Source organism: Arthrobacter sp. NPDC058097, from assembly GCF_042884885.1.
GTDB lineage: Bacteria > Actinomycetota > Actinomycetes > Actinomycetales > Micrococcaceae > Arthrobacter.
Map to the genome: position 1 here is coordinate 13785 of NZ_JBHVSZ010000013.1, position 25111 is coordinate 38895.

Consider the following 25111-nt stretch of genomic DNA (forward strand, 5'->3'; position numbering starts at 1 on the left):
GCCCGAAAACGGGTGTCGCCGGACCATTTGCGCGTCCTGCGGCGGTTACGGCGTTACGGGCGCCGGCCGAAGACCGGAAGCGCCCGCAGCCAGCGCGACAGGCCGCCGGAGCGCCGGTCGCAGTCGGCCGGGATGTAGAAGTCGGGATCCGTGGCGCCGAACGGCAGGTACAGCTCCTGGCCGGGTGCCGGGAATTCCGCGACGTTGTTCTGATCCTGAGAGTCCATCTGTTCCTCCTCGTTTCTTGCGCTCATCCCCTCGAGTATTTTCGTATAGCGGAAATTAGTTTTTGATATATGGAATCTTAGGGATGTCCGGCGCTCCGCGTCAAGACCCCCAGCCCGGCCATCCGCCATCGCCGGTCACAAACGGTTTTTTGGATTTGTGATGTACACCACCGGCAGCCTGCGCTACGCTTGAAGGCAATTCGTGGCGCACGTCACGTAACCTGGGAGCAGCAGGCAGGGTCGTAATGAGCTGGCATCACAACTGATGTCGGCTCATTTTTTGTTTGGGTCGACGCCACAGAAACGCGTGGGAAACACGCACTTAATTTCTATGTGGGACCTTCATTCCACATACCGGAAGTTGGGAACAGACCATGAGCAACAAGATCGTCCTCGGCCACAACCAGTACGGCAAGGCTGAAGTCCGCGTCGTCAAGATCACCCGCGACACCGACCGGCACGAGATCGAGGACCTGAACGTCACCTCGCAGCTCCGCGGCGACTTCGAAGCCGCCCACCTCGAAGGCGACAACGCCCACGTGGTGGCCACCGACACCCAGAAGAACACCATTTACGCCTTCGCCCGGGAAGGAGTCGGCTCCCCCGAGGCTTTCCTGCTCCGCCTCGGCGAGCACTTCACCTCCAGCTTTGGCTGGGTTACCGGCGGCCGCTGGGAAGCAGAGTCCTACGCCTGGGAGCGCATCCAGGCGCACGGCAGCGCCCATGACCACTCCTTCGTCCGCAAGGGCCAGGAAGTCCGCACCGCCGTCCTGGTCCGCGACGGCGCAACCACCCACCTGATCTCCGGACTCAAGGACCTGACTGTCCTGAAGTCCACGCAGTCCGGCTTCGTCGGCTACCCGAAGGACAGGTACACCACCCTGCCGGAGACCACCGACCGCATCCTGGCCACCGACGTCTCGGCCCGCTGGCGCTTCAAGGCCGGCACGGATTTCAGCGCGCTGGACTTCAACAAGAGCTACGAGGACGTCAAGGGCCTCCTGCTTGAAGGCTTCACCGAGAAGTACTCCCACGCCCTGCAGCAGACCCTGTTCGACATGGGCGCCAAGGTCCTGGAAGCCCACAGCGAGATCGAGGAGATCAAGTTCTCGATGCCCAACAAGCACCACTTCCTGGTGGACCTCTCGCCGTTCGGGCTCGACAACCCCAACGAGGTCTTCTACGCCGCTGACCGCCCGTACGGACTCATCGAGGCCACCGTCCTGCGCGACGACGCCGAAGCAGCCGACGCCGCCTGGCAGGGCATCGCCGGCTTCTGCTAAACCCCAGCCGGCCGGACACGCGTCGCCGGCGGGCCCGCGGACCCCAAGGTCTCCGCGGGCCCGCCGGCACCTCATCGCACCATCCGGCCCGGAGTTTTTGTGCAGGTATCGCGACTTAATCGCCCCTGAACCCCTAATAAGTGGACAAAAACTCCCGGCCCGCGCCACAAGACTCAAATTGTTAGCCAGACATTGTTAGCCAGACGAAGGCGTCTGCCATGAACCAAGAAAGTCTGCCATGAACATCACCAAGAAAAGCCGCCCGGCGGCGACCCGCCCGGAAGATCAGCGCCTCCCAATCGGCAGCACCTTCGCCTATGGGTTCCAGCACGTCCTCACCATGTACGGCGGCATCATCGCCCCGCCCCTGATCATCGGCGCCGCGGCCGGCATGTCATCCCAGGACATCGGCCTGCTGATCGCCGCCTGCCTCTTCGTCGGCGGCCTCGCCACCATCCTCCAGACCGTCGGCGTCCGCTTTTTCGGCTCCCAGCTTCCGCTCGTCCAGGGCGTCTCCTTCGCCGGCGTCTCCACGATGGTGGCGATTGTCCATGGCGGCGGCGGAATCCAGGCGGTCTTCGGTTCGGTGATCGCGGCCTCGCTGATCGGCCTGCTCATCACCCCGCTGTTCTCCAAGATCATCAAGTTCTTCCCGCCGGTTGTCACGGGCACCGTGATCACCACCATCGGCCTCACGCTGATGCCGGTGGCTGCCAACTGGGCGATGGGCGGCAACAAGGCAGCCCCCAACTACGGCAGCATGGCCAACATCGGACTCGCCGCTGCCACCATGGCGATCGTCCTGCTGCTGAGCAAGGTGGGCAACGCCGCCATCTCCCGGCTGTCCATCCTCCTCGCGATGGTCCTCGGCACCCTGATCGCGCTCGCCTTCGGCATGGCCGACTTCTCCAAGGTGGGCACCGGCGAGATCATCGCCTTCCCCACCCCCTTTGCCTTCGGTCCGCCGACGTTCGAGATTGCGGCCATCATCTCCATGCTCATCGTCATCCTGGTAACGCTCACCGAAACCTCCGCGGACATCATCGCGGTGGGCGAGATCGTGGGCACCAAGGTCGACTCCAAGCGGATCGGCGACGGCCTGCGCGCCGACATGCTTTCCAGCGCCATCTCCCCGCTGTTCAACTCCTTCACCCAGAGCGCCTTCGCCCAGAATGTCGGCCTCGTGGCCATCACCGGCGTCAAGAGCCGGTTCGTCGTCAGCGCCGGCGGCCTCATCCTCGTCATCCTCGGCCTGCTTCCGGTCCTTGGCCGGGTAGTAGCGGCGGTGCCGACGCCCGTCCTGGGGGGTGCCGGCGTCGTACTCTTTGGAACTGTTGCCGCCAGCGGCATCCGCACGCTCTCCAAGGTGGAGTACCGCAACAACATGAACCTGATCATCGTGGCTGCGTCCATCGGCTTCGGCATGATCCCGATCGCCGCGCCGGCCTTCTACGACCAGTTCCCGTCCTGGTTCAGCACCATCTTCCACTCCGGCATCAGCTCGGCGGCCGTCATGGCCATCCTGCTGAACCTGCTGTTCAACCACTTCAAGGCGGGCAACTCGGACAACCAGTCAGTGTTCGTGGCCGGAACCGGCCGCGTGGTCCGCGAGGAGGATTTGAAGTGCCTGGCAGACGGCGACCGCTACGAGGGCGGCAAGCTGATCGACTGCGACGGCAAGGAAGTCCCGGTCCAGTCCTCCACCACGTCGGAGCACTGAGCCGCCCCACCCAGCGCGAACGAACACTTGAGGGTCCCTGTTTCCAAGGGCCTCAAGTGTTCGTTCGCGCTCCCCGCGTGACGCCTGACGCCTTATGCCGCGGGCGCTGCCGGCGTGAGACGGTTGTTTCATGAGGATCGACGAACGAATCGAACGGCATTATGCGGGGCTGAGCCCCCAGGAACAGAAGGCGGCAGACACGCTGCTGGACCGCCTCGGCGACCTCGCTACCTACAACGCCGCAGAACTGGCGAGGCTCAGCGGCGTTTCCAAGGCAACCATGAGCCGGCTGTTCCGGCGGCTTGGCTTCGAGGATTTCAACGAGGTCAAGGAACACACCCGGTCCATCCGCTCCAGCGGAATGCCGCTGGGGCCGCAGTCGTCCGACGGCGGCCTTGCCGCTCACCTGGGGCAGGAACAGGCAAACCTGCGACGCCTGGCCGAATCACTCGACCAAGACAAGTTGTCCGCGGCCAGCGGCACCCTCGCCAGCGCCGGAACCGTGCTGCTGCTCGGCTTCCGCAACAGCTATCCGGTGGCACTGCATTTACGGCAACAGCTGCTCCAGTGCCGCAATGGCGCATCCGTAGCGCCGCAGCCCGGGCAAAGCCTCGGCGAAGAGCTTGCCGGGCTCGGATCCGGCGACGCGGTGGTCCTTTTCGGCTTCCGACGGCGGCCCGCTGAGTTCCGCAAAGTCCTCCAGGCAGCATCGGCCACCGGAGCCGCGACCATTCTGATCGGGGACCCGAGCGCGCGTCGTCTGGCTGCCGGCGCCAGCCTTTGGCTCGAGTGCCCGGTGGACGGCGCCCACGCCTTTGACAGCTACGCTGCGGCAATGAGCCTGGTCAGCCTCCTGGCCAACGGCGTGCTCCTGGCGCTGGGACGTTCCGGCCGCGAGCGGGTGCGGGAGGTTGCGGGCCTGTTCGACTCGCTGGGCGAGATCGAGGCTCGCTGACGCCGGAACGGCAGGGCAGAAGTAAAGAGGATTTGTTCCAGCAGAAACAGCGCTGAAACATGGGTTCCATCTAATTGAAAGCGTGAAACGGCCGGACCGGCGGCTGTCCCAATCTTTTAGAGGAATCCATGACAGAATCCGCAACGGCCGCAGCCCGGGTTGAAGCACCCGTCCGCACCGGCCAGCTCCCCGACTACGACCCGCAGCTCAGCAACGAGGACCTCGTACCGCTGAAGAACCAGCGCTGGTCCAGCTACAACCTGTTCGCCTTCTGGATGTCGGACGTCCACAGCATCGGCGGTTATGTCACGGCTGGAAGCCTGTTCGCGCTGGGCCTGGCCAGCTGGCAGGTCCTGGTAGCCCTGCTCGTCGGCATCGTGATTGTCAATGTTTTCTGCAACCTCGTGGCCAAGCCCAGCCAGCTCACCGGCGTCCCGTACCCGGTCATCAACCGGGCGGTTTTCGGGGTCAAAGGCGCCAACATCCCGGCGATCATCCGCGGACTGATCGCAGTGGCCTGGTACGGTGTCCAGACCTTCCTGGCCTCCGAGGCGCTGGCGATCGTGTTCCTGAAGTTCTTCCCCGATATGGCGCCGCTGTACGACGTCGAACAGAGCGGCTTCCTGGGCCTCTCCACCCTCGGCTGGATCTGCTACGGCATCCTCTGGATGGCCCAGGCCGCGCTCTTCTGGAACGGCATGGAGAGCATCCGCAAGTTCATCGACTTCGCCGGCCCCGCCGTCTACGTGGTGATGCTGATCCTGGCCATCTACCTGGTCTCCAAGGCGGGCATCGGCAACATCAGCCTGAACCTGTCGAGCGGCGAACCCCTGGACTTCGCCGCCTCCATCCCCGTGATGATCTCCGCAATCGCCCTGGTGGTGTCCTACTTCTCCGGGCCGATGCTCAACTTCGGTGACTTCGCCCGCTACGGCAAGAGCTACAAGGCGGTCAAGACGGGCAACCTCCTGGGCCTGCCGGTGAACTTCCTGTTCTTCTCGCTCCTGACCGTGATCACTGCATCGGCCACCATCCCGGTGTTCGGCCGCCTCATCACGGATCCGGTCAAGACTGTTCAGGAAATCGACACGGTGTTCGCCGTGCTGCTGGGCGGACTCACCTTCGTCATCGCCACCGTGGGCATCAACATCGTGGCCAACTTCATCTCGCCGGCCTTCGACTTCTCCAACGTCAGCCCGCAGAAAATCAGCTGGCGGGCGGGCGGCATGATTGCCGCCGTCGGCTCCGTCATCCTGACCCCGTGGAACTGGTACTCGAACAACGACGCCATCCACTACACTCTGGGCGTGCTGGGTGCGTTGATCGGACCGCTGTTCGGCATCCTGATCGCCGGGTACTACGTGGTCAGCCGCCAGAAGGTCTGGGTGGACGACATGTACACCATGAAGACCACAGGCCGTTACTGGTTCCGGAACGGCTACAACCCGAACGCCGTCAAGGCCGTGGCCATCAGCGGTGCACTCTCCATCGCCTCCGTGCTGATCCCCAAGATCCTGCTCGACGCCGGGGCCACATCAGTGAATGCCACCTGGATCGGAAACTACAGCTGGTTCCTCGGATGCGCACTCGGCTACGTCGCCTTCCGGGCGATGGAGCGCAAGTCCCCGATGATCTCGCTCGAACCCTCCGGAGAGGACACCGGCACCGTCAGCGACGGCACGCGCGTTTAGTACCCGCCGCCGTCGAACTCTGAGCTAGGCAGCGCGCTGCTTAAGCGCGGACGAACACTTGAGGCCCCAGTTTCCAGGGGCCTCAAGTGTTCGTTGGCGCTCAGGCGTTCCGGGAGAAGAACGACGGCGGGGGTCAGTTTTGGTTGAGCTCGTCCGAGATGGCCTGGGCTGCTTCGCGGAGGAGGGGCACGGCGCGGTCGGCGAACGCCTGGTCCACTCGGGAGACCGGCCCGGAGACGGAGATGGCGGTGGGCGTCGGAGCGTTGGGCACGGCCATGGCGAAGCAGCGCACGCCGAGCTCCTGCTCCTCCTCGTCGATCGAGTAGCCGCGCTCCCGGATCCGGTTCAGGTCCGCGATCAGGGAATCGAAGTCGCCGATGCTCTTGGCCGTGGGCGTAGGCATGCCGGTGCGGGTCACGATGCCGCGCACCACCTCGTCGTCCAGCTGCGCCAGGATCGCCTTGCCCACTCCGGTGTCGTGGGTATGGGCGCGGCGGCCCACCTCGGTGAACATGCGCATCGAGTGCAGCGACGGCACCTGGGCCACGTAGATCACCATGTCCGAGTCCAGCACGGCCATGTTGGACGTCTCCCCCAGCCGGTCCACGAGGGACTTCAGCTGTGGCCGGGCCAGGGCACCGAGCTGCTTGTTGGCGCCTTCGCCCAGGCGGATGAGCCGCGGGCCGAGGGCGTAGCGGCGGTTGGGCAACTGGCGGATGTACCCCAGCGCCACGAGCGTGCGCAGCAGCCGGTGGATCGTCGGCAGGGGCAGGTCCGTGGAGGAGGAGAGCTCACTGAGCGTCACGTCGCCGCCGGCGTCGGTGATCAGTTCCAAAAGTTCAAAGACGCGCTCGACCGACTGCACGCCTCCGCTGGCCTTCTCAGCCATGTAGCACTCTCCTGTTGCCTCGAATACGACAACTCTTATCCGCATCGTGAAAAAAGTTGCTTAGACAGCCAAAGATACAGCACGGCGCCCGGCCGCGTCGATGGAATCAATCAGGGCTTGTGTTTCCATAAAGTAGATAATAATATCCATAATACGAAAACATTTAGCTGAAGAGTCCGCCCCAACGGCGGGCCTGACCAGGAGGACATTCAATGGCGAACCCGAGCCCCGGAAACTCAATCACCCTGCGCGTGGAGGCCCCCTCGAGCTTCTCCGCCACCAGCGAGCTCGCGGCAGCCGTCGGCGCGGCCGGTGCCGCGATCACCGCACTGGACGTCACCGAGTCCCACCACGAAACCCTGGTTGTCGACGTCACCTGCAACACCACCGACCAGGACCACGCAGACCGCGTGAAGGATGCGCTCAACGCGCTCGACGGCGTCACCGTCCGCAACGTCTCGGACCGCACCTTCCTCATGCACCTCGGCGGCAAGCTCGAGGTGGTCCCGAAGGTTGCCCTGCGCAACCGCGACGACCTTTCCCGCGCCTACACCCCCGGCGTCGCCCGCGTCTGCCTGGCCATCGCAGAAAACCCCGACGCCGCCCGGAACCTGACGGTCAAGCGGAACACCATCGCCGTGGTCACCGACGGCTCTGCCGTCCTGGGCCTCGGCAACATCGGCCCCGCAGCTGCGCTTCCCGTCATGGAGGGCAAGGCCGCGCTGTTCAAGCAGTTCGCCAACGTCGACGCCTGGCCCGTCTGCCTTGACACCCAGGACACCGAGGAAATCATCAAGATCGTCAAGGCCCTCGCGCCCGTCTACGGCGGCGTGAACCTCGAGGACATCGCCGCACCGCGCTGCTTCGAAATCGAAAACCGGCTCCGAGAGGAACTGGACATCCCGGTCTTCCACGACGACCAGCACGGCACCGCCATCGTCACGCTGGCCGCCCTGGTCAACGCCCTCCGCGTGGTCGGCAAGAAGCTCGCGGACGTCCGCATTGTGGTCTCCGGCGTCGGCGCCGCGGGCTCCGCGATCATCCAGCTCCTCAAGGCCCAGGGCGCGCAGCACATCATCGCCGCCGGACGCTCCGGCGCCATCCACTCGGGTGAAAAGTACGACGACGAGCACCGCACCTGGATTGCCGCGAACACCAACGAAGAGGGCTTCTCGGGCACCCTGCACGAGGCCCTCAAGGGCGCCGACGTCTTCATTGGCGTCAGCGCGCCGCATGTGATCGGCGAGGAGCAGGTCGCCTCGATGGCCAAGGACGCCATCGTCTTCGCCATGGCCAACCCGACGCCGGAAATCGATCCGACCGTGGCCTCCAAGCACGCCGCCGTCGTCGCCACCGGCCGCAGCGACTTCCCGAACCAGATCAACAACGTCCTCGCCTTCCCGGGCTTCTTCCGCGGGCTGCTGGACGCCGGGGCATCCGACATCACGCCGGAGATGCTGGTGGCCGCCGCCGAAGCGATCGCCAACCGGGTTGCTGACGACGAGCTCAACGCCAGCTACATCATCCCCAGCGTCTTCGATCCCCACGTTGCCGCCGACGTCGCGGCAGCAGTCGCCGCGGCCGCCCACGCCGCAGAGGGTACTGGCGCCGCGGCAACATCAGCGGAAGACTCAACAGAAGAAGCTGCGCCCGCGGACGCGGCCCTCGCCAACGCCTGAATCAGCCCTGGAAAGGACCCACAATGGCTATTACAGTCACAGACCCCCGGCCGATAGAGCGTGCGGAGGAAATTCTCACCCCGAAGGCCCTCGCGTTCGTTGAGGAGCTCCACAAGCGCTTCGCCGGCCGGCGCGGCGAGCTGCTCACGGCCCGGAAAGCCAAGCGTGAGCAGGTGGCCCGGACCGGCAGCCTGGATTTCCTGCCGGAAACCAAGAACGTGCGCGACGGCGACTGGAAGGTTGCGCCGGCACCGGCGGCCCTGCAGGACCGCCGGGTTGAGATGACCGGCCCGGCGTCGCCGGCCAAGATGGCCATCAACGCCCTGAACTCCGGCGCCAAGGTGTGGCTCGCCGACCTTGAGGACGCCAGCACGCCCACGTGGGGCAACGTCATCGATGCCATCCTCAATCTCCGTGATGCCGCCACCGGAACCCTGAGCTACACCTCCCCCGAGGGCAAGGAGTACCGGCTCCGCACCGACGCCCCGCTGGCCGTCGTCGTGGCCCGCCCCCGCGGCTGGCACATGGAGGAGCGGCACCTGCTGCTCAACGGCGAACCCGCCGTCGGCGCGCTGGTGGACTTCGGCCTGCACTTCTTCCACATCGCCAAGCAGCTGGTGCTCAACGGCCACGGCCCGTACTACTACCTGCCGAAGATGGAGAGCCACCTCGAGGCACGGCTGTGGAACGACGTGTTCGTCTTCGCCCAGGACTTCCTGGGCCTCGGCCAGGGCACCATCCGCGCCACCGTGCTGATCGAAACCATCCCGGCTGCGTTCGAGATGGACGAGATCCTCTACGAGCTGCGGGACCACGCCTCGGGCCTGAACGCCGGCCGCTGGGACTACCTGTTCAGCATCATCAAGTACTTCCGCGACGCCGGCGCCAGCTTCGTGCTGCCGGACCGCGCCACAGTGGCCATGACGGCTCCGTTCATGCGGGCCTACACGGAACTGCTGGTGAAGACCTGCCACCACCGCGGCGCCTTCGCGATGGGCGGCATGGCCGCGGTCATCCCCAACCGCCGCGAACCCGAGGTCACCGCGCAGGCCTTTGAGAAGGTCCGTGCGGACAAGACCCGCGAGGCGAATGACGGCTTCGACGGCTCCTGGGTGGCCCACCCTGACCTGGTGCCCGTCTGCCAGGAGGTCTTCGACTCCGTGCTCGGCGACAAGCCAAACCAGCTGGACAAGCAGCGACCGGAGGTTTCGGTCACGGCCGGCCAGCTGCTGGACATCGCCTCCGCCGAAGGCCAGGTCACCGAAGCCGGCCTGCGCCTGAACCTCTACGTCGCCGTGGCGTATACCGCCGTCTGGATCTCCGGCAACGGCGCGGTGGCCATCCACAACCTAATGGAGGACGCCGCCACGGCAGAAATTTCCCGCTCGCAGGTCTGGCAGCAGATCCGCAACGAGGTGGTCCTCGCGGACACCGGCAACAAGGTCACCCGCGAACTGGTCACCCGCATCCTCGCCGAGGAAACCGAGAAGCTGCGCGGCGAGGTGGGCGAGGAAGCGTTCGCCCGCTACTACCAGCCGGCCAGCAGCCTGATCGGCGACATCTGCCTGTCGGAGGACTACACGGACTTCCTCACCACCCCCGCATACGAACTGGTGGGCTGAGATGGCGGTACCCGAAACATCGCTCACCGCGGCGGACCTGGCCCGGATCGACGGGCAGCTGGCGGACACCGACCGGCTGCTTGAGCAGAACTACCCGGGCGACGACGGCTCACGCCAGCCAGTCCACACCGTCTACGTGCCCGCCGACCGTTTCACGCCGTCGCTCGCCGCCGACTGGGGAACCCAGGCGATGGCGACGGCGGCCGCCCACGGCGGGCTGGCCCGGCTCGGTTCGCTGCTGGGCCAGGACGCCGAGCTCGCCGAGGCGGTCGCCTCCCGGGTGGAGACGAAGCTGGGCAGCGAGCCGATCGAGGACCTCCGGCTCGACTTCGAGGACGGGTTCGGGGACCGGGGCGACGACGCCGAGGACGCCGCCGCCGCTGCCGCGGCCTCCGCCATGGCCACCGCAGTCTCGGCCGGCTCCGCGCCGCCGTTCATCGGGATCCGGTTCAAGTGCTTCGAGGCGCCTACCCGCGCCCGCGGGCTGCGCACCCTGGACCTGTTCGTTTCCGGCCTGGCCGCCGCCGGTGAACTGCCTGAGGGGCTGGTCCTGACGCTGCCCAAGGTCACCACCGTGGCGCAGGTGCAGGCGATGGACTACGCCGTCTCCCGCCTCGAGGAGATCCACTCGCTCCCGGCCGGCCGGCTCCGGTTCGAGGTGCAGGTGGAGACTCCGCAGCTCATCCTCGGCCCCGAAGGGACGTCCCCGGTGGCCCAGCTGCCGCATGCCGTTCCCGGGCGGATCAGCGGCCTGCACTACGGCACGTACGACTACTCCGCCTCCCTGCAGATCTCGGCGGAGTACCAGTCGATGGAACATCCGGTGGCCGACTTCGCCAAGGAGGTCATGCAGCTGGCCGTGGCGGGTACCGGCATCCGGCTGTCCGACGGTTCCACCAACATCATTCCCGTGGGCGACAACGTGGAAAACGCCTGGCAGCTGCACGGCCGCCTGGTGCGCCGTTCCCTGGAGCGCGGCTTCTACCAGGGCTGGGACCTCCACCCGGCCCAGCTGCCGAGCCGCTTCGCAGCAACCTATGCCTTCTACCGCCAGGGCCTGCCGGCTGCGGCCGCCCGGCTGCGGAACTATGTGGAGCAGACGGAAGGCGGCGTGATGGACGAGCCGGCCACGGCCCGCGCGCTTGCCGCGTTCGTGCTGCGCGGCGTCCAGTGCGGCGCAGTCGGCGCCGAGGAAGTGCTGGCCCTGGCCGGCGTCGCAATCCCCAAACTCACTGGCCTGGCCCACCCACGGCTGGCCCAGACCACATCAAAGTAAGGATCCACTGATGGGCAACTACTACTACCCCCAGGGCGGCCTGCCGCCGCAGACCCACCTCACCACGGAACGGGCCATCGTCAAGGAGGCCTACACGGTCATCCCCAAGGGCGTCCTGACGGACATCGTCACGTCCAACCTGCCGGGCTTCACCAACACCCGCTCCTGGATCATCGCCCGTCCCATCTCCGGGTTCGCCACCACTTTCTCCCAGCTGATCGTCGAGATCGCCCCGGGCGGCGGCGCACCGAAAGCTGAGTTCGAGGCGGGCGTCGAGGGCGTTGTCTTCGTCACCAAGGGCAGGCTCAACCTGACGCTCGACGGCGAACTGCACCTCCTCGAGGAGGGCGGCTACGCTTACCTCGCCGCGGGTTCCGAGTGGGGCGTCGAGAACGTCTCGGACGACATCGTCTCCTTCCACTGGATCCGGAAGGCCTACGAGCGGCTGGAGGGGTACGAGGCCAAGTCCTTCGTGACCAACGAGAAGGACGTCGAGCCCACCGCGATGCCCGACACCGACGGCGTCTGGAAGACCACCCGCTTCACGGACTCCAGCGACCTGGCCCACGACATGCAGGTCAACATCGTCACTTTCCAGCCCGGCGGTGTGATCCCGTTCCCGGAGACCCACGTCATGGAGCACGGCCTGTACGTGCTCGAGGGCAAGGCGATGTACCTGCTCAACAACGACTGGGTGGAGGTGGAGGCCGGCGACTTCATGTGGCTGCGGGCCTTCTGCCCGCAGGCCTGCTACGCGGGCGGGCCGGGCGAGTTCCGCTACCTGCTGTACAAGGACATGAACCGCCAGGTCCGCCTGACGTAGTCCCTGCTTTCGGGTCAGGACCACCGAAACCGCCGGAAGACTGCCAGTACGCTGGAAGCTTCCGGCGGTTTCGCGCGTTTCCGGCGATTTCGTCTCCTTCCGCGAGAAAGGTCAACCCAGCCGGAACCCTTGCATCGCAACTGGTCGCGCGGAAGCATGGGGGCATGCTGACGATCGGAACGACAGTCCTTGGCGTCAACGACGTTGCCCGCGCCACCGCTTTCTGGTGCGACGCCCTCGGCTACATCCCGCGGGACGACGGCGACGAGACGTGGGTGGTACTGGTCCCGCAAAAGGGCGACGGCGCCCGGCTCGCCCTCATGCTCAGCGAGACCCCGGTGCAGTCCCATCCGCGCCTCCACCTCGACCTCTATGCCGATGACCAGGCCGCCGAGGTGGAACGCCTCGTTGAGCTCGGGGCCTCCCGGGTGGACTGGGACTCCTATCCGGATGACCCGGACTTCATCGTGCTGGAAGACCCGGACGGAAACCGCTTCTGCGTTGTGGATGCGGCGGCCTGATCCCGCAAGAACGCCCGGCCTGAAAGGACGCACCGTGAACTTCTCGCCCGAATTTTCGCCCCGCACCGCCATCGTTACCGGCAGCGATTCCGGGATCGGCCGCGCCACCGCGGTGGCCCTGGCCCAGGCCGGGCTGGACGTCGGCGTCACCTGGCACACGGACAGGGATGGCGCCGAGCGCACGGCCGGGGAGGTCCGGGCCGCGGGCCGGAACGCGGTGGTCCGGCAGCTCGATACCACCGACCTGCTGACCTGCGCCGGTGTCATCGACTCCCTCGCGGAGGAGCTGGGCGGCGTGGACGTGTTCGTTAACAACTCCGGCACGGGCGACGGCACCAAGTTCCTCGAACTGAATTATGAGACCTGGGCCAGGACCATGGACACCAACCTGAACGGCGCCTTCCTCTGCATCCAGGCGGCCGCCCGCCGCATGGTCGACGCCGGGCGGGGCGGCCGGATCATCGCCGTCACCAGCGTCCACGAGACACAGCCGAGGGTCGGCTCGTCAGCGTACGACGCGTCCAAGCACGGGCTGGGCGGACTCATCAAGACCATTGCGCTGGAGCTGGCCAGCCACGGCATCACGGCCAACTCCGTGGCCCCCGGCGAAATAGCGACGCCGATGACGGGCCAGACCGATGAGGACCCGCACACCAAGGACCGGCCGGGCGTTCCCCTCGGCAGGCCCGGCGACGCCCGGGAGGTGGCCGCCGTTATCGCGTTCCTCGCCTCACCGGCGTCAAGCTATGTCACCGGCGCGTCATGGGCGGTCGACGGCGGCATGCTCCAGATGGGGCCGCAGGCCGGCTCCCACATCACCGGCCACGATTGGCGGGAGCCATAGCCACTTGCGAGCAGTAGCCCTTAACGGAAAGCGGCTGACGGGTGAGTCCACCCGCCAGCCGCCGTCCCGGACCTCGCTGCTAAAGTCCGGCGTCTCTGGAACCCGTCAGGGTTTGAGGACCACCTTGATACAGCCGTCCTCTTTCTTCTGGAACTTTTCATAGAGCTCCGGCGCCCCGGCCAGTCCCGCGGTATGGGTGACCAGGTCCATCACACCCAGCGGATCGGCGTCGTCCTCCACCAGCGGAAGCAGCTCATCGGTCCACCGGCGGACGTTGCACTGGCCCATGCGCAGCTGGATCTGCTTGTCGAACATGGTGAGCAGCGGCATGGGGCTCGCCGTGCCGCCGTAGACGCCGCTCAGGGAAACCGTGCCCCCGCGCCGGACCGAGTCGATGGCCGTGTGGACCACGGCGAGCCTGTCCACGCCGGCGGTTTCCATGGCCTTCTGTGCCACCTTGTCGGGGAGGAGGCCCAGTGCCTGGTGGGCGAATCCCGCCACCGGTGAGCCGTGTGCCTCCATCCCGACGGCGTCAACCACCGCGTCCGGGCCCCTGCCGCCGGTCATTTCCCGCAGTTCGTCGGATATGCCTTTGGCATAGTCAAGGACCTCGACGCCGTGGCGCGCGGCCATCTCGCGCCGCTCCGGCACGGGATCAACACCGATGACCCGCTGGCCGAGGTAGGCACCCACCCGGGAGGCGAACTGTCCCACCGGACCAAGGCCGAAAACTGCCAGCGTGCCTCCGGCCGGTGAGTCTGCGTATTTCACCGCCTGCCAGGCGGTGGGAAGAATGTCCGAAAGGAACAGGTACCGCTGGTCGGGCAGCTCCTGCCCCACCTTCACGGGACCGTAATCAGCGAACGGCACCCGCAGATACTCCGCCTGGCCGCCGGGAACAGAGCCGTAGAGCTCCGAGTAGCCGTAAAGCGCGGCGCCCGAGTTCTTTTCCCGGACCTGGCTGGTTTCGCACTGCGACTGGAGGCCTTGCGAGCACATGTAGCAGTGGCCGCAGGAAATGTTGAAGGGAATGACCACGCGGTCACCCTTGGCCAGGCTGGTGACTGCGCTCCCTACCTCTTCCACGATGCCCATGGGTTCGTGGCCCAGGACATCGTCCTCGTGCATGTAGGGGCCAAGCACCTCGTACAGATGCAGGTCGGAACCGCAGATCGCCGATGACGTGATCCTTACGATCGCATCCGTGGGCTCCTGGATGACGGGATCCGGTACTTCCTTCACGCTTACGGAGCGCTTGCCTTGCCAAGTCACTGCCTTCATGGAATGCCTTCCCGTAGCTGCGCGTCGCGTTCTTTCGACCGTAGCCCGATCCGGCGCCGATGTGAAGGTCAGTATGCTTATCAATTTTTTCCGGATTTCGAGAACGGAAAGTAAGCATCCTTGCTTTTCTCTTGTTTCAGCCGGAGAACGCTCCTAGCGTAGGAACTGTTCTTGCCCCCAAGGAAAGGCGCCACCATGTCGCTGTACCAGCCCGAACCGGTGGAAATCTCCACGCGCATGCGTCCCGGTGAATGGACGGAGGCCAGCCTCGAGGAGCTGGTCACCACCTACCGCGCGAAGATCCTCGCCATGGGGGCGGCGGTTTCGGAGGTGGTCACCGAGGTAGTGAGGAACGACGACGGTTCCGTCGCCGTAGCGGTGTCGTGGAACAAGGGAGTCTACGCCGACGAGCCCGAGGGCGGGGGTTTCACGAACACCGAATCCAGGGTGGACACGGCCGAAGCCTGAACACCTACCCCCCGAGCAGCTTTCCGATCGCGCTGACGCCCAGGTTGTCCAGCAGTTCCCGCGGCCCCGCGTAGACCTCGACGGCCCCTGCATCCCGCAATTCTGCCTCACTGGTGCCGCCGCAGGTGAGGGCAATGGTAGGCATGCCGAGCCTGCTGGCCGCCATGACATCCCACACCGCGTCCCCCACATAGACGGCATCGGAGGCCTGCACCCCCACGGCCTTTAGCGCAGCAATCAGGATGTCCGGCTCGGGCTTGCTGTTTTCCGCATCATTGGAGCTGGTAGCGGCGTCGATGAACTCATCCGCCGACAGAGCCGAGCGGAGCGCCTTGAGATCCTGCTCCCTCGCGGACGAGGCCAGCGCCACCGCCAGCCCGTCCTGGCTGCACCGGGCCAGCAGGTCGCGGGCACCGTCGAGGGCGCGGAGCGACGGCCCGTAGGTGCCGAAAACCCCGGAATGGGCAGACAGAATATCCTCGTCCACATCCTTGTCCCGGGCCTCCGGCAGCAGGCTGTCGACCAGGCGCGCCCCGCCCATCCCCACACAGCGGTGGATCCGGGCCATGGGCACGTCGAAACCCGACTGGCGGAACGCCTGCCACCAGGCGAGGGTGTGGATGTACGCCGAATCGATCAGCGTCCCGTCAACATCGAACAGGACACCCTTCCGCCCGTTTACCTGCTCCGGCACGTCCACCGGCCTCAGCGCTTCGCCAGCAGCGGTGCGGGCACCCGGCCAGTCACGGCTTTCGGGGATCCGTAACCGACACCCACCGCCGACTTCACCGGCTGCCTTGCCGGCTTTCCATGACGCTTGGGCGCGGGGCGCTTCACTGCGTCCTTGCAAAGGTCACGGATCAGGCCGGTACCGGCGATCTCCCTGGCCTGGGCCACCCCCGCAACAGCTGCACGCTTCGTCGGGAAAGTAACAGACACCGCCATAAGCGCCCCCGTTCCGTCCAGCAACCGGATCCTGTATCCGCCGTCGGGAGCGTCCACCAACTCGAAATATCCAGACATTTGGCTCTCCTCCTTCTTCACCCTTCGGTGAGGTGTTAGTAAGTATACTTACCTACCCGCCAAGGTGAGAGACGTCATCCAATTTTGGCCTAACCGCCTTCGCTACCGGGTAGCGGCCTTCGAGGGGAGCGGCTTGTCGCTCCGGCGGGGCCGCCGCTGGCTCAGCTCCAAGGCGCTGGTCACCAGCGCGAAGTGGCTGAACGCCTGCGGGGTGTTCCCCAGGTGCCGGCCGCTCTGGACGCCCCATTCCTCACTCAGCAGGCCGACGTCGTTGCGCAGCGACAGCAGCCGCTCGAACAGTTCCGTGGCCTCCCTACGACGGCCCGCCCCGAGCAGCGCCTCCACGAGCCAGAAGGAGCAGGCGAGGAACACTCCTTCTCCCCCCGGCAGCCCGTCGTCGCTCACCTGGGGGCGGTACCGGAGCACGAACCCGTCCTCCGTCAGTTCGCGCTGGATGGCGTCGATGGTGCCGAGGACCCGGGGGTCGTCCGGCGGAAGGAAGCCGACGCGGGGAATGAGGAGCAGGCTGGCGTCAAGTTCGGGCCGGCCGTAGCTCTGCGTGAAAGTGTTCCTGGCGGGATCGAAGCCGTTCTTCATGACTTCGGCATGGATCGTGTCGCGGAGCGCCTCCCACCGGTCCGCGGGACCGGGAAGCCCCGAATCCCGGACGCCTTTGACCATCCGGTCCGCAGCCACCCATGCCATCACCTTGGAGTGGGTGAAATGGCGGCGCGGGCCGCGCATCTCCCACAACCCGTTGTCCGGCTGGTCCCAGGCGCCCTCGAGGTACTCCATCAGCGCCACCTGGACGTCCCAGGCTTCGTCCGTGTGCTTCAGCAGTGAGTTTCGGGTCAGGGAAAGGCAGTCCAGCACCTCACCCCAGACATCCAGCTGCAGCTGGCCCGCGGCCGCGTTGCCCACCCGGACCGGCGCCGAATTCTCATAGCCGGCCAGCCAGGGCAGTTCCAGTTCCGGCAGCCTGCGTTCGCCGTGGATTCCGTACATGATCTGCAGGTCGGCCGGGTCCCCCGCCACGGCCCGCAGCAGCCAGTCGCGCCAGGCCGCCGCCTCGGACGTATAGCCGGCGGCGAGCAGTGCCTGCAGCGTCAGGGTGGCATCGCGGAGCCAGCAGAAGCGGTAGTCCCAGTTCCGCGGACCGCCCAGCTGCTCGGGCAGCGATGTGGTCACGGCCGCAACGATCCCTCCGGTGGGCGCGTAGGTGAGGGCCTTGAGGGTGATCAGCGAGCGCTGCACGGCGTCCTTGTACGGCCCGGACACCTTGCACTTGTCCGTCCATTCCCGCCAGAACCGTTCGGTGGAGTCGAGGACTTCCTCGGCGTCCACGGACCGGGGCCGGCGGACATGGCTGGGCGCCCACGTCAGCACAAACGGCACCCGTTCGCCGGCCTTCACGGTGAAATCGCTGAGGGTGTGCATGCGTTCACCGCGCAGCGGGGCGGTGGTCACCAGGTAGGCAGAGTCCGGCCCGGCGATGGCGTGGAGGCCGTGGCTGTCCCGGCGCACCCAGGGCATGATGTGGCCGTAGTCGAACCGCAGGGCCAGTTCGCTTCTCATCCGGACGTGTCCGTGCAGCCCTACCACGATCCGGACGATGTCCGCCACCTCGTCGCGGGGCGGCATGAAGTCGATGACGCGGACGGCGCCGTCGTCGGTTTCCCACTCAGTTTCCAGGATGAGGGTGTGACGGCGGTAGCGCCGGCGCGTGCAGCCGCCCCCGGCCGCCGGGGCCACAAGCCAGCGTCCCGCTTCGGGGGTGTCCAGGAGCGCATTGAAGCAGGCTGGCGAATCGAACCGCGGCAGGCACAGCCAGTCAATCGACCCTTCTGTGCTGACCAGGGCTGCTGTGTGCAGATCCCCGACCACCGCATAATCCTCAATGCGTACCATGCCCTTACAGTGCCACAGCAGGCCCCGCTGCACGAGGGGTGCCCGGGTGTAGCCTGAAGTCAGGCGGAGCGGCCGCCGGAGCCTAGCCAATCAGTTCTTGCCAGTAAGCCTTCCCCCGGTTCAGCCGGATGGCGGGGCGGAAGTGGAGCCTTGCGTGGAGAGTCGCGTGAACGAAGCGGACGTGGTGGGCCGCGTCCAGGACATGCTGCTGGATACCCAGGATGTCCAGGACTTCCTCGACGAGCTGGCACGGTTCTCGGCCGAGAGCATGTCCGGCCCGCGCGGCCAGATCTATTGCGGCATCACCCTCCTGCGGCACCGTTCGGCCGCCACCGTGGCCAGCAGCAGCGAGCACGCGCAGGCACTGGACGAAATCCAGTACCAGTTCGGCGACGGCCCCTGCCTTCGCTCCTGCCGGGAAGGCGTCCTGGTCCATGTTCCGGATTTCGAGCTCGACACCGAGTTCCCGGATTACAACGACACCGTGCTGAGGAACGGCATCCGGTCGGTCCTGGCGGTCCCCTTCGACCTGCCCGGCGCTGACGCCCGGGCCGGACTCAACCTGTACTCCGAGAAACCAAACGTCTTTGACCCGGGTGCCGTTGAGAGCGCCATCAGTTATGTCCGCCAGGCCTCCAAGGGCCTCCGGCTCGCGGTCCTGCTCGCCCAGCGCAACGACAACGCCGCCAATCTGAAGCGGGCCATGGAGTCCCGGACCATCATTGACACGGCCGTCGGGATCATCATTGCGCAAAACCGTTGCAGCCAGGAGGACGCCATCAACCTCATCAAGTCGGCGTCGAGCACGCGCAATCTGAAGCTGCGCGACGTCGCTGCGGCCATTGTGGAGTCCGCCGGTGGCGGCACCGTGACCACCCACTTCGACTGAAGTACCGCCCGTGAACATCCACATCGGCACGTCCGGCTGGAGCTACGACCACTGGGAAAACGTGCTGTACCCGCCCGGACTGCCCACCAGGGACAGGCTGCAGCACTACGTGGCGCGGTTCAGCACGGTGGAGCTGAACGCCAGCTTCTACCGCTGGCCGCGGGACACCACGTTCGCCGGCTGGCGGACCAGGCTGCCGCCCGGCTTTGCCCTGTCCGTCAAGGCCCCGCGCGGGCTCACCCATGCCAAGAAGCTGTACGGCCCGGAGGTCTGGATCGAACGGATCTCGCGGTGCTGGCATGAGCTCGGCGACAAGCGCGCGGTACTGCTCGTCCAGCTGCCTCCCGGCATGGAGCGGGATGATGCCCGCCTGGACTATTTCCTCGGCGCCTTGCCCGGATGGATCCGGGTGGCCGTGGAGTTCCGGCATCCTAGCTGGGAGCAGCCGGAGGTATACGGGCTGCTGGAACGGCACGGCGCCGCGTACACCGTCATGAGCGGCGCCAACCTGCCCTGCAATCTGCAGGCGACCGCCCCGTTCGTCTACGTCAGGCTGCACGGGCCCGACCACCAGTACCTGTACGGCGGCTCCTACTCGGACGAGGAACTGGGCTGGTGGGCGGACAGGATCAGGGAGTGGCGCAGCTCCGGCCGGGAAGTCTTCGCGTACTTCAACAACGACGGCGGCGGAAACGCCGTGCGGAATGCCGCCACCCTGCGCGGCATGCTGGGAGACGGCGAGTAACAGAGCGCAGGCGGGCAGCCCATGGGCCGCTGCCCTGTGGCAGAGTGAAGGCATGGACATGGCGTCACAGGAATCACCGTTGTCAGAGGCGAGTTTGTCAGGGACGCGCGTCTTCCGCCTGGCCCACCGGCTATCCGATGCGATCAACACGGCGCGCCTGAAGCTCGCCCGGCGCTGGAAGTTCGAGCCCAAGACCATCGCCTACCAGGGCTATGGGTCCACCGAGTGGGTCCGGGTCCTGGGCCGCGTGGTGCTGGCCAGCAAACCCGTGCCCGGCAGCCGCGCCGACCATGCCGCCCGGAACGGCACCGAAAACGTGCGCGGCTGGCGGGCCTTCACCAGCGTTCCGATTCCCGGTTCCGAGGTGGAGATCGAGATCGGCGGAACGGTCACGAAGGTCAAGGCCGACCGCGGCGGGCTGGTGGACATCGACATTCCGGTGTCCCTGGCCCCGGGCTGGCACACCGCCATCCTCCGTTCCCAGGGCACCGAACCGGTGGAAGCCAACATCTTCATCATTGCCCCCGACACCAAATTCGGCATCGTCTCGGACATCGACGACACCGTCATGGTGACGGCGCTGCCCCGGCCCTTCCTGGCACTGTGGAATACCTTTGTGCTGAGTGAGCGGGCCAGGATGGCCACCCCGGGGATGGCAGTGCTGCTGGACCGGCTCACCATTGAACATCCCGACGCGCCCGTCATCTACCTCTCAACGGGCCCGTGGAACGCGGCGCCCACCCTCGCACGCTTTCTGACCCGCAACATGTACCCGGCAGGTCCGCTGCTGCTGACGGACTGGGGGCTGACCCAGGACCGCTGGTTCCGCAGCGGCCAGGAACACAAGCGCCGCAACCTGGAGCGTTTGGCGGCGGAGTTCCCGCACATGCGCTGGCTCCTGATCGGCGACAACGGCCAGCACGACGAGCAGATCTACTCGCAGTTCACGCAGCACAACGCGGACAAGGTGGCGGCCATCGCCATCCGGCAGCTCTCGGTGAGCGAGTCCGTCCTGGCAGGCGGCCACTCCGAGGACGGGGACCACAGCGCCTCGACGGTGCCGTGGATCTACTCCCCCGACGGCGCGGGCATAGCCCGCCAGCTCCGGCAGCTCGAACTGCTCTAGGTGACCGGAGCTGCCTGGGTGACCGGGCTGCCTAGGTGACCGGTCCGGCGTCGGGCGTGCCGCCGTCGGACATCCCTGCCTCTGTCAGCATTCCCTCAGCCACGGCGCTGTCCGGCCCTGCTGCGGCAGCGGCGACGGCGGCATCCGCCGAGGCTGCCAGCTTCCGTTCCTCCTGAAGTTCCTGGAACCAGTAGAACGAGGCTTTCGGGGTGCGCACCTGGGTCTCGAAATCAACGTGGACCAGGCCGAACGGCTGGTTGTAGCCGCCCGACCATTCGAAGTTATCCATGAACGACCAGACGTAGTATCCGCGCAGGTCGATTTTTTCAGCCTCGCCGCCGGGGGCGGTGGCGCGGAGGGCTGTGCCGAGGTGGTCGGAGAGGTAGCGGAGCCGCCGCTCGTCCGGAATGAAGGTCCGGTTGGTGGACTTGTCCCGGACCTTGATGTCCTCAAAGCTCGCGCCGCCCTCCGTGATGATCACCGGCGGGAGTTTCGGATAGCGTTCGGCCATTTCCTTGAGCGCCACGGCCATGTACTCGGGCTTCACCGGCCAGCCATAGGCAGTGGTTTCCGTGTCCGGCCACGGTTCGATGTGCAGCGGGGCGCCGGGCGTGGCGTCCTTGAGGTCGTCCCCCATCGCTTCGGCCATGGCCGCCGGGACGGGGCTGTCGCCTCCGCCGGCCGCCACCCTGGTGGGCATGTAGTAGTTCATGCCGTAGAAGTCCAGCGGCTGGGAGATGACGGCCATGTCCTCGTCCGGATGCTCGAAGGACGAGAAGAACTTCGCCGCCCGGACCAGATCCGGATATTTTCCGGTCAGCACGGGGTCCGCGTAGAGCCGGTTCTGGGCCACGTCCATGGCGCCGGCGCTGATCCAGTCCAGCGGGTTGCCGGAGTTGGGCACCACGGGCGAGTACACGTTGGTCATGCCGATTTCGCCGGGCACTTTCGCGGCCCGCAATGCCTGCAGCGCAAGGCCGTGGCCCAGCAGCTGGTGGTGCACGGTGGGCAGGCCATTGGCGAAGTCGGCCTTCCCCGGGGAGTGCAGACCCAGGGCGTAGCCGTTGGTGGTCACGGTGGCGGGTTCGTTGATGGTTACCCAGCGGGCCACGCGGTCGCCATACGCGGCGGCGGCGATGGCGGCGAACTCCCCCAGCCGGTAGGCGGTGTCCCGGTTGAGCCAGCCGCCGTCCTCATCGAGGGCCAGCGGTGTGTCCCAGTGGTAGAGCGTGACCATCGGCGAAATTCCGTTGGCCAGCAGCTCATCCAGCAGCCGGTCGTAGAAGTCCAGGCCGGCCCGGTTCACCGCTCCGCGGCCGTCCGGCTGGATGCGCGGCCACGCCAGCGAGAACCGGTAGGAGTCGATGCCCAGTTCCTTCATCAGGGCCACGTCCTGCGGCATGCGGTGATAGTGGTCGCACGCCACGGCCGGGCTGTGGCCGTCCACGATCGTCCCTGGCTTGGCGGCAAAGACGTCCCAGCCGGCCGGTCCCCGGCCGTCCTCGTCGAGTGCCCCTTCAATCTGGAATGCTGCGGTAGCCACCCCCAGGGTGAATCCGGTCGGAACCATGGCGGCCAATTCTTTGGCGGAAGGATGCATCGCTGGACCTCTGTGACGTTGTGAAAGGCCGGTGGGCCGAAAACTTCAGATTGCCGGATTCTACCGCTAAGGCGCAGCGTTGTCCGGGCTGGCGCTGCCCGGATTAATCACGGAGATCACGTTGCCGGCCGGGTCCTTGAACCAGGCGATGTCCGGGCCCATCCCCCGGGCAATTCCTTTGTCGTCCGTGGGCAGGCTGGGATCGTCGTAGATCTTGGTCTGCACGCCTGCCGCGTTGAGCTCATCAACGGCCGCCTCGACGTCGTCCACCACAAGGTTCAGGACGGTGAAGGTGGCTGGCGCGTGGTTGTCCTTGGGGTAGACAAAAATCGTGTGGCCCTCGGGCATGGACAGCTCCAGTGTGCCCATCGCGCCGTCGGACACGGACAGGCCCAGCGTCTGCCCGTAGAACTCCCTGGCGCGCGCCACGTCGTCAACGCTGAAGCTGGAAAACGAACCCTTGGGCGCAAACATGGCCTTCTCCTTCGACGGCTCCGGTCCTTCGTCAGCTCGGGAGGACTGCCGTAGCTCCAGGCTGCGGCACCTCCGGACTGCGTACCTCCCAGAATGACATCCGGACTGCGTACCTCCCAGAATGACACAGGCCGGTGCCGCTGACGAGGGGACCTTGACCGCCGCTGGTAGGGTCTGCGGCATGGATGAAAAACTGGGGAAGTTCATCGACGATTTCGCGCATCTGGTGGAAATCGCGCAGTCCGGCCAGCACCGCGTCAAGGCCGGCACGCAGCTGCTGACAACCATCACCGAACATTTGGCGGTACCGGCCGAATCACTCGCGGTGGTGGTGGAGGAGGTCCCGGCGCACCGGTTCGTGGACGCGGACATCCTGATGGCCGAACTCGCCGGCGAGGATCCCGAGTTCCGGCTGGTGGGCATCGGCGGCGGTGACCAGCGGCACCACCAGTCCCTGAGCGACATGCTCCAGCAGTCACAGTTCTTCCCCCAGTTCCCGTTGTCCCAGCCCGACTACATCAACCTCGCGGTGGGCCCGGACGAACAGCGGCAGGCCGTGGCCCTGGGACTGTGGCTCTTCCGGCACGCGGGCAGCCCTGTTGCCGTCCTGCAGCGTGACGCGGCGCCGCGCTACGGCCGGCAAACGGCCTGCCTTGAGGTCCTGGCTGCCGATGCCAAGAACGCGGCGGACTTCCTGGCCGAGTTCGGCAGGCGAATGCAGCGCGGCAGCATCCTGAAAGGCCAGGTCATTTCGCTGGTCATGGGCGAGTACGGGCCCAGCAGCGGCGGCGTGACCTTCCACGCGCGGCCGGAACTCACTGCTACCGACGTCATCCTGCCGCAGGGTCTGCTCCAGAAGGTGGCCGATCACGCCCTGGGCATCGCCGAGCACCGGGAGTCCCTGAAGGAGTACGGCCAGCACCTCAAGCGGGGCATCCTGCTGTACGGCCAACCCGGCACGGGCAAGACCCACACGGTGCGGTACCTGCTGAGCCAGGGCGCCGGCATCACGGCGGTCCTGCTGTCCGGAGGGTCGCTGGCCAGGATCTCCGAGGCGGCCGCCATGGCCCGCGCGCTGCAGCCGTCCATCGTGGTGCTTGAGGATTGCGACCTGATCGCCGAGGACCGGAGCTTCGGGCACGGGCCGCAGCCGCTGCTGTTCGAGGTCCTCGATGCCATGGACGGCCTGGACCACGACGCCGACGTCGCGTTCGTCCTCACCACCAACCGCGTGGACATGCTCGAGCGGGCCCTCGCCCAGCGCCCCGGCCGCGTTGATCTGGCCGTGGACATTCCGCTTCCCGCCCTTGATGAGCGCATCGGGCTCGTGACGCTGTATGCGCGCGGGACCCCGTTCAGCCCGGCCGCCGTCCGGGACGCGGCCGCGCGCACCGAGGGAACCACGGCCTCATTCGCGCGCGAGCTGGTCCGCAGGGCCGTCGTGCGTGCCGCACTGGACGGCGCCCCTGTCTCGGACAGCCACCTTCTGGAGGCGGTGGAGGAACTGATGGCCGACGGCGAGACGCTCACCAGAAGCCTGCTGGGCAGCGGCCCAGCCCGCGGCGGGGACGGGCAGGGCGGTTTCGGCGGCCCCGGCTTCCCCGGGCCGGGCTTTGGCGGGCCGGGCTTCTTCCCTGGGCCCGACGCTGGCAGCGTCGGCTTCGCCGGACCGGGTTAGTCCACCAGCGGCGGCGGGCCGAAGAGGAATTCGTTGGCGTGGGATACGGCTTTGCGGAAGGCGTCGTTGCGCAATGCCACGAGGTTGGCGGAGCCGTCCTCGCCCGGCTCGAGGAAGCCGGTAAGGCCCGGGCGAAGCACCCAGATGTCCCCGGCGGGCGGCAGGTAAAAAACACCAAAGGTGCGGTGCTGGTGGTCGTCGTCCGACCAGATCGGAACGACGGCCAGCGCAGCACCGGTTGTGGGATTGATCCACTGCGCGCGGGGAAGCGGCTCCTCGTGGGCCTCGGGATCCAGAAAGGGCGCTGTGCCCTTGCCCCAGCGTTGCTCGAAGCGTTCGTGGAAGGCCGGGATCAGGTGGGAGTCGTAGCGGCGCCAATCACTCATGGC

At 66.6% G+C, this 25111-nt stretch carries 24 protein-coding genes; 15 read left to right on the plus strand and 9 right to left on the minus strand.

All coding sequences use genetic code 11. The annotated features are described in order from the left end of the window. Positions 1 to 53: 53 nt before the first annotated feature. Complete coding sequence (locus tag ACFVTE_RS19980) at positions 54 to 227, minus strand: hypothetical protein (RefSeq protein ID WP_214856926.1); 174 nt, start codon at positions 225 to 227, stop codon at positions 54 to 56. Between the two features lie 374 nt (positions 228 to 601). On the opposite strand from ACFVTE_RS19980, the gene pucL reads away from it, so the two are divergent. From pucL to ACFVTE_RS20000, 4 genes are all read left to right on the plus strand, one after another. Then, a complete protein-coding gene (pucL, locus tag ACFVTE_RS19985; protein WP_387103452.1) occupies positions 602 to 1510 on the plus strand; it encodes a factor-independent urate hydroxylase in 909 nt (302 codons plus the stop codon). A gap of 238 nt (positions 1511 to 1748) precedes the next feature. Continuing rightward, positions 1749 to 3230, plus strand: coding sequence for a nucleobase:cation symporter-2 family protein (locus ACFVTE_RS19990; RefSeq protein ID WP_387103454.1), 1482 nt, complete (start codon positions 1749 to 1751; stop codon positions 3228 to 3230). Between the two features lie 130 nt (positions 3231 to 3360). Further along, positions 3361 to 4185, plus strand: a complete 825-nt coding sequence (locus ACFVTE_RS19995) for a MurR/RpiR family transcriptional regulator (protein WP_387103457.1) — start codon at positions 3361 to 3363, stop codon at positions 4183 to 4185. Between the two features lie 128 nt (positions 4186 to 4313). Next, the gene (locus ACFVTE_RS20000) at positions 4314 to 5876 is read left to right on the plus strand and encodes an NCS1 family nucleobase:cation symporter-1 (protein WP_387103459.1); all 1563 of its coding nucleotides are present in this window, start codon (positions 4314 to 4316) and stop codon (positions 5874 to 5876) included. Positions 5877 to 6009: 133 nt separating this feature from the next. Here the strand turns inward: ACFVTE_RS20000 and ACFVTE_RS20005 are convergent, their stop codons facing one another. Further along, positions 6010 to 6765 carry an IclR family transcriptional regulator gene (locus ACFVTE_RS20005; RefSeq protein ID WP_377952783.1) on the minus strand — a complete coding sequence of 252 codons (756 nt, stop codon included), beginning with the start codon at positions 6763 to 6765 and terminating at the stop codon, positions 6010 to 6012. A gap of 212 nt (positions 6766 to 6977) precedes the next feature. Here ACFVTE_RS20005 and ACFVTE_RS20010 point away from each other — a divergent pair, with 212 nt between their 5' ends. The 6 genes from ACFVTE_RS20010 (at position 6978) to ACFVTE_RS20035 (ending at position 13530) form a co-directional block, all read left to right on the plus strand. Further along, positions 6978 to 8444, plus strand: a complete 1467-nt coding sequence (locus tag ACFVTE_RS20010; protein WP_387103461.1) for an NAD-dependent malic enzyme — start codon at positions 6978 to 6980, stop codon at positions 8442 to 8444. Between the two features lie 23 nt (positions 8445 to 8467). Next, the gene (gene aceB, locus ACFVTE_RS20015) at positions 8468 to 10066 is read left to right on the plus strand and encodes a malate synthase A (protein ID WP_387103462.1); all 1599 of its coding nucleotides are present in this window, start codon (positions 8468 to 8470) and stop codon (positions 10064 to 10066) included. A gap of 1 nt (position 10067) precedes the next feature. Continuing rightward, positions 10068 to 11342, plus strand: coding sequence for a DUF6986 family protein (locus ACFVTE_RS20020; protein WP_387103463.1), 1275 nt, complete (start codon positions 10068 to 10070; stop codon positions 11340 to 11342). A gap of 10 nt (positions 11343 to 11352) precedes the next feature. Further along, positions 11353 to 12165, plus strand: coding sequence for a bifunctional allantoicase/(S)-ureidoglycine aminohydrolase (locus ACFVTE_RS20025; RefSeq protein ID WP_387103466.1), 813 nt, complete (start codon positions 11353 to 11355; stop codon positions 12163 to 12165). A gap of 164 nt (positions 12166 to 12329) precedes the next feature. After that, positions 12330 to 12686, plus strand: coding sequence for a VOC family protein (locus tag ACFVTE_RS20030; RefSeq protein WP_387103468.1), 357 nt, complete (start codon positions 12330 to 12332; stop codon positions 12684 to 12686). Between the two features lie 34 nt (positions 12687 to 12720). Further along, on the plus strand, positions 12721 to 13530 hold the full coding sequence (locus ACFVTE_RS20035) for an SDR family oxidoreductase (RefSeq protein WP_387103470.1): 810 nt from the start codon (positions 12721 to 12723) through the stop codon (positions 13528 to 13530). Positions 13531 to 13635: 105 nt separating this feature from the next. On the opposite strand, the gene ACFVTE_RS20040 is transcribed toward ACFVTE_RS20035, so the two are convergent. After that, positions 13636 to 14811: a zinc-dependent alcohol dehydrogenase gene (locus ACFVTE_RS20040; protein WP_387103473.1), complete on the minus strand. Its 1176-nt coding sequence runs from the start codon at positions 14809 to 14811 to the stop codon at positions 13636 to 13638. 171 nt (positions 14812 to 14982) lie between these two features. Here ACFVTE_RS20040 and ACFVTE_RS20045 point away from each other — a divergent pair, with 171 nt between their 5' ends. Further along, on the plus strand, positions 14983 to 15279 hold the full coding sequence (locus ACFVTE_RS20045) for a hypothetical protein (RefSeq protein WP_387103476.1): 297 nt from the start codon (positions 14983 to 14985) through the stop codon (positions 15277 to 15279). Between the two features lie 4 nt (positions 15280 to 15283). On the opposite strand, the gene ACFVTE_RS20050 is transcribed toward ACFVTE_RS20045, so the two are convergent. From ACFVTE_RS20050 to ACFVTE_RS20060, 3 genes are all read right to left on the minus strand, one after another. Beyond that, complete coding sequence (locus ACFVTE_RS20050; RefSeq protein ID WP_387103477.1) at positions 15284 to 15979, minus strand: HAD family hydrolase; 696 nt, start codon at positions 15977 to 15979, stop codon at positions 15284 to 15286. Between the two features lie 5 nt (positions 15980 to 15984). After that, on the minus strand, positions 15985 to 16302 hold the full coding sequence (locus ACFVTE_RS20055) for a YegP family protein (protein ID WP_387103479.1): 318 nt from the start codon (positions 16300 to 16302) through the stop codon (positions 15985 to 15987). A 102-nt stretch (positions 16303 to 16404) separates the two neighbouring features. Then, positions 16405 to 18210: a glycoside hydrolase family 15 protein gene (locus ACFVTE_RS20060; RefSeq protein ID WP_387103482.1), complete on the minus strand. Its 1806-nt coding sequence runs from the start codon at positions 18208 to 18210 to the stop codon at positions 16405 to 16407. Between the two features lie 202 nt (positions 18211 to 18412). Between ACFVTE_RS20060 and ACFVTE_RS20065 the strand changes: the two genes are divergently transcribed. The 3 genes from ACFVTE_RS20065 to ACFVTE_RS20075 are packed head-to-tail and all read left to right on the plus strand — an operon-like array spanning position 18413 to position 20970. After that, on the plus strand, positions 18413 to 19099 hold the full coding sequence (locus tag ACFVTE_RS20065) for an ANTAR domain-containing protein (RefSeq protein ID WP_387103684.1): 687 nt from the start codon (positions 18413 to 18415) through the stop codon (positions 19097 to 19099). 10 nt (positions 19100 to 19109) lie between these two features. Beyond that, positions 19110 to 19844, plus strand: coding sequence for a DUF72 domain-containing protein (locus ACFVTE_RS20070; RefSeq protein WP_387103483.1), 735 nt, complete (start codon positions 19110 to 19112; stop codon positions 19842 to 19844). Positions 19845 to 19896: 52 nt separating this feature from the next. Then, complete coding sequence (locus tag ACFVTE_RS20075; protein WP_387103485.1) at positions 19897 to 20970, plus strand: App1 family protein; 1074 nt, start codon at positions 19897 to 19899, stop codon at positions 20968 to 20970. A gap of 31 nt (positions 20971 to 21001) precedes the next feature. Here ACFVTE_RS20075 and ACFVTE_RS20080 read toward each other — a convergent pair whose 3' ends face one another. Beyond that, a complete protein-coding gene (locus tag ACFVTE_RS20080) occupies positions 21002 to 22570 on the minus strand; it encodes a glycoside hydrolase family 1 protein (protein WP_387103488.1) in 1569 nt (522 codons plus the stop codon). A gap of 66 nt (positions 22571 to 22636) precedes the next feature. Then, positions 22637 to 23044 (minus strand): VOC family protein, encoded by a 408-nt coding sequence (locus ACFVTE_RS20085; protein ID WP_387103491.1) that lies wholly within the window; start codon positions 23042 to 23044, stop codon positions 22637 to 22639. 181 nt (positions 23045 to 23225) lie between these two features. On the opposite strand from ACFVTE_RS20085, the gene ACFVTE_RS20090 reads away from it, so the two are divergent. Continuing rightward, complete coding sequence (locus ACFVTE_RS20090) at positions 23226 to 24722, plus strand: AAA family ATPase (RefSeq protein ID WP_387103494.1); 1497 nt, start codon at positions 23226 to 23228, stop codon at positions 24720 to 24722. Here ACFVTE_RS20090 and ACFVTE_RS20095 read toward each other — a convergent pair. Continuing rightward, positions 24719 to 25108, minus strand: a complete 390-nt coding sequence (locus ACFVTE_RS20095) for a hypothetical protein (protein WP_387103496.1) — start codon at positions 25106 to 25108, stop codon at positions 24719 to 24721. The two genes, ACFVTE_RS20090 and ACFVTE_RS20095, sit on opposite strands and share 4 nt — an antisense overlap. Positions 25109 to 25111: the final 3 nt, after the last annotated feature.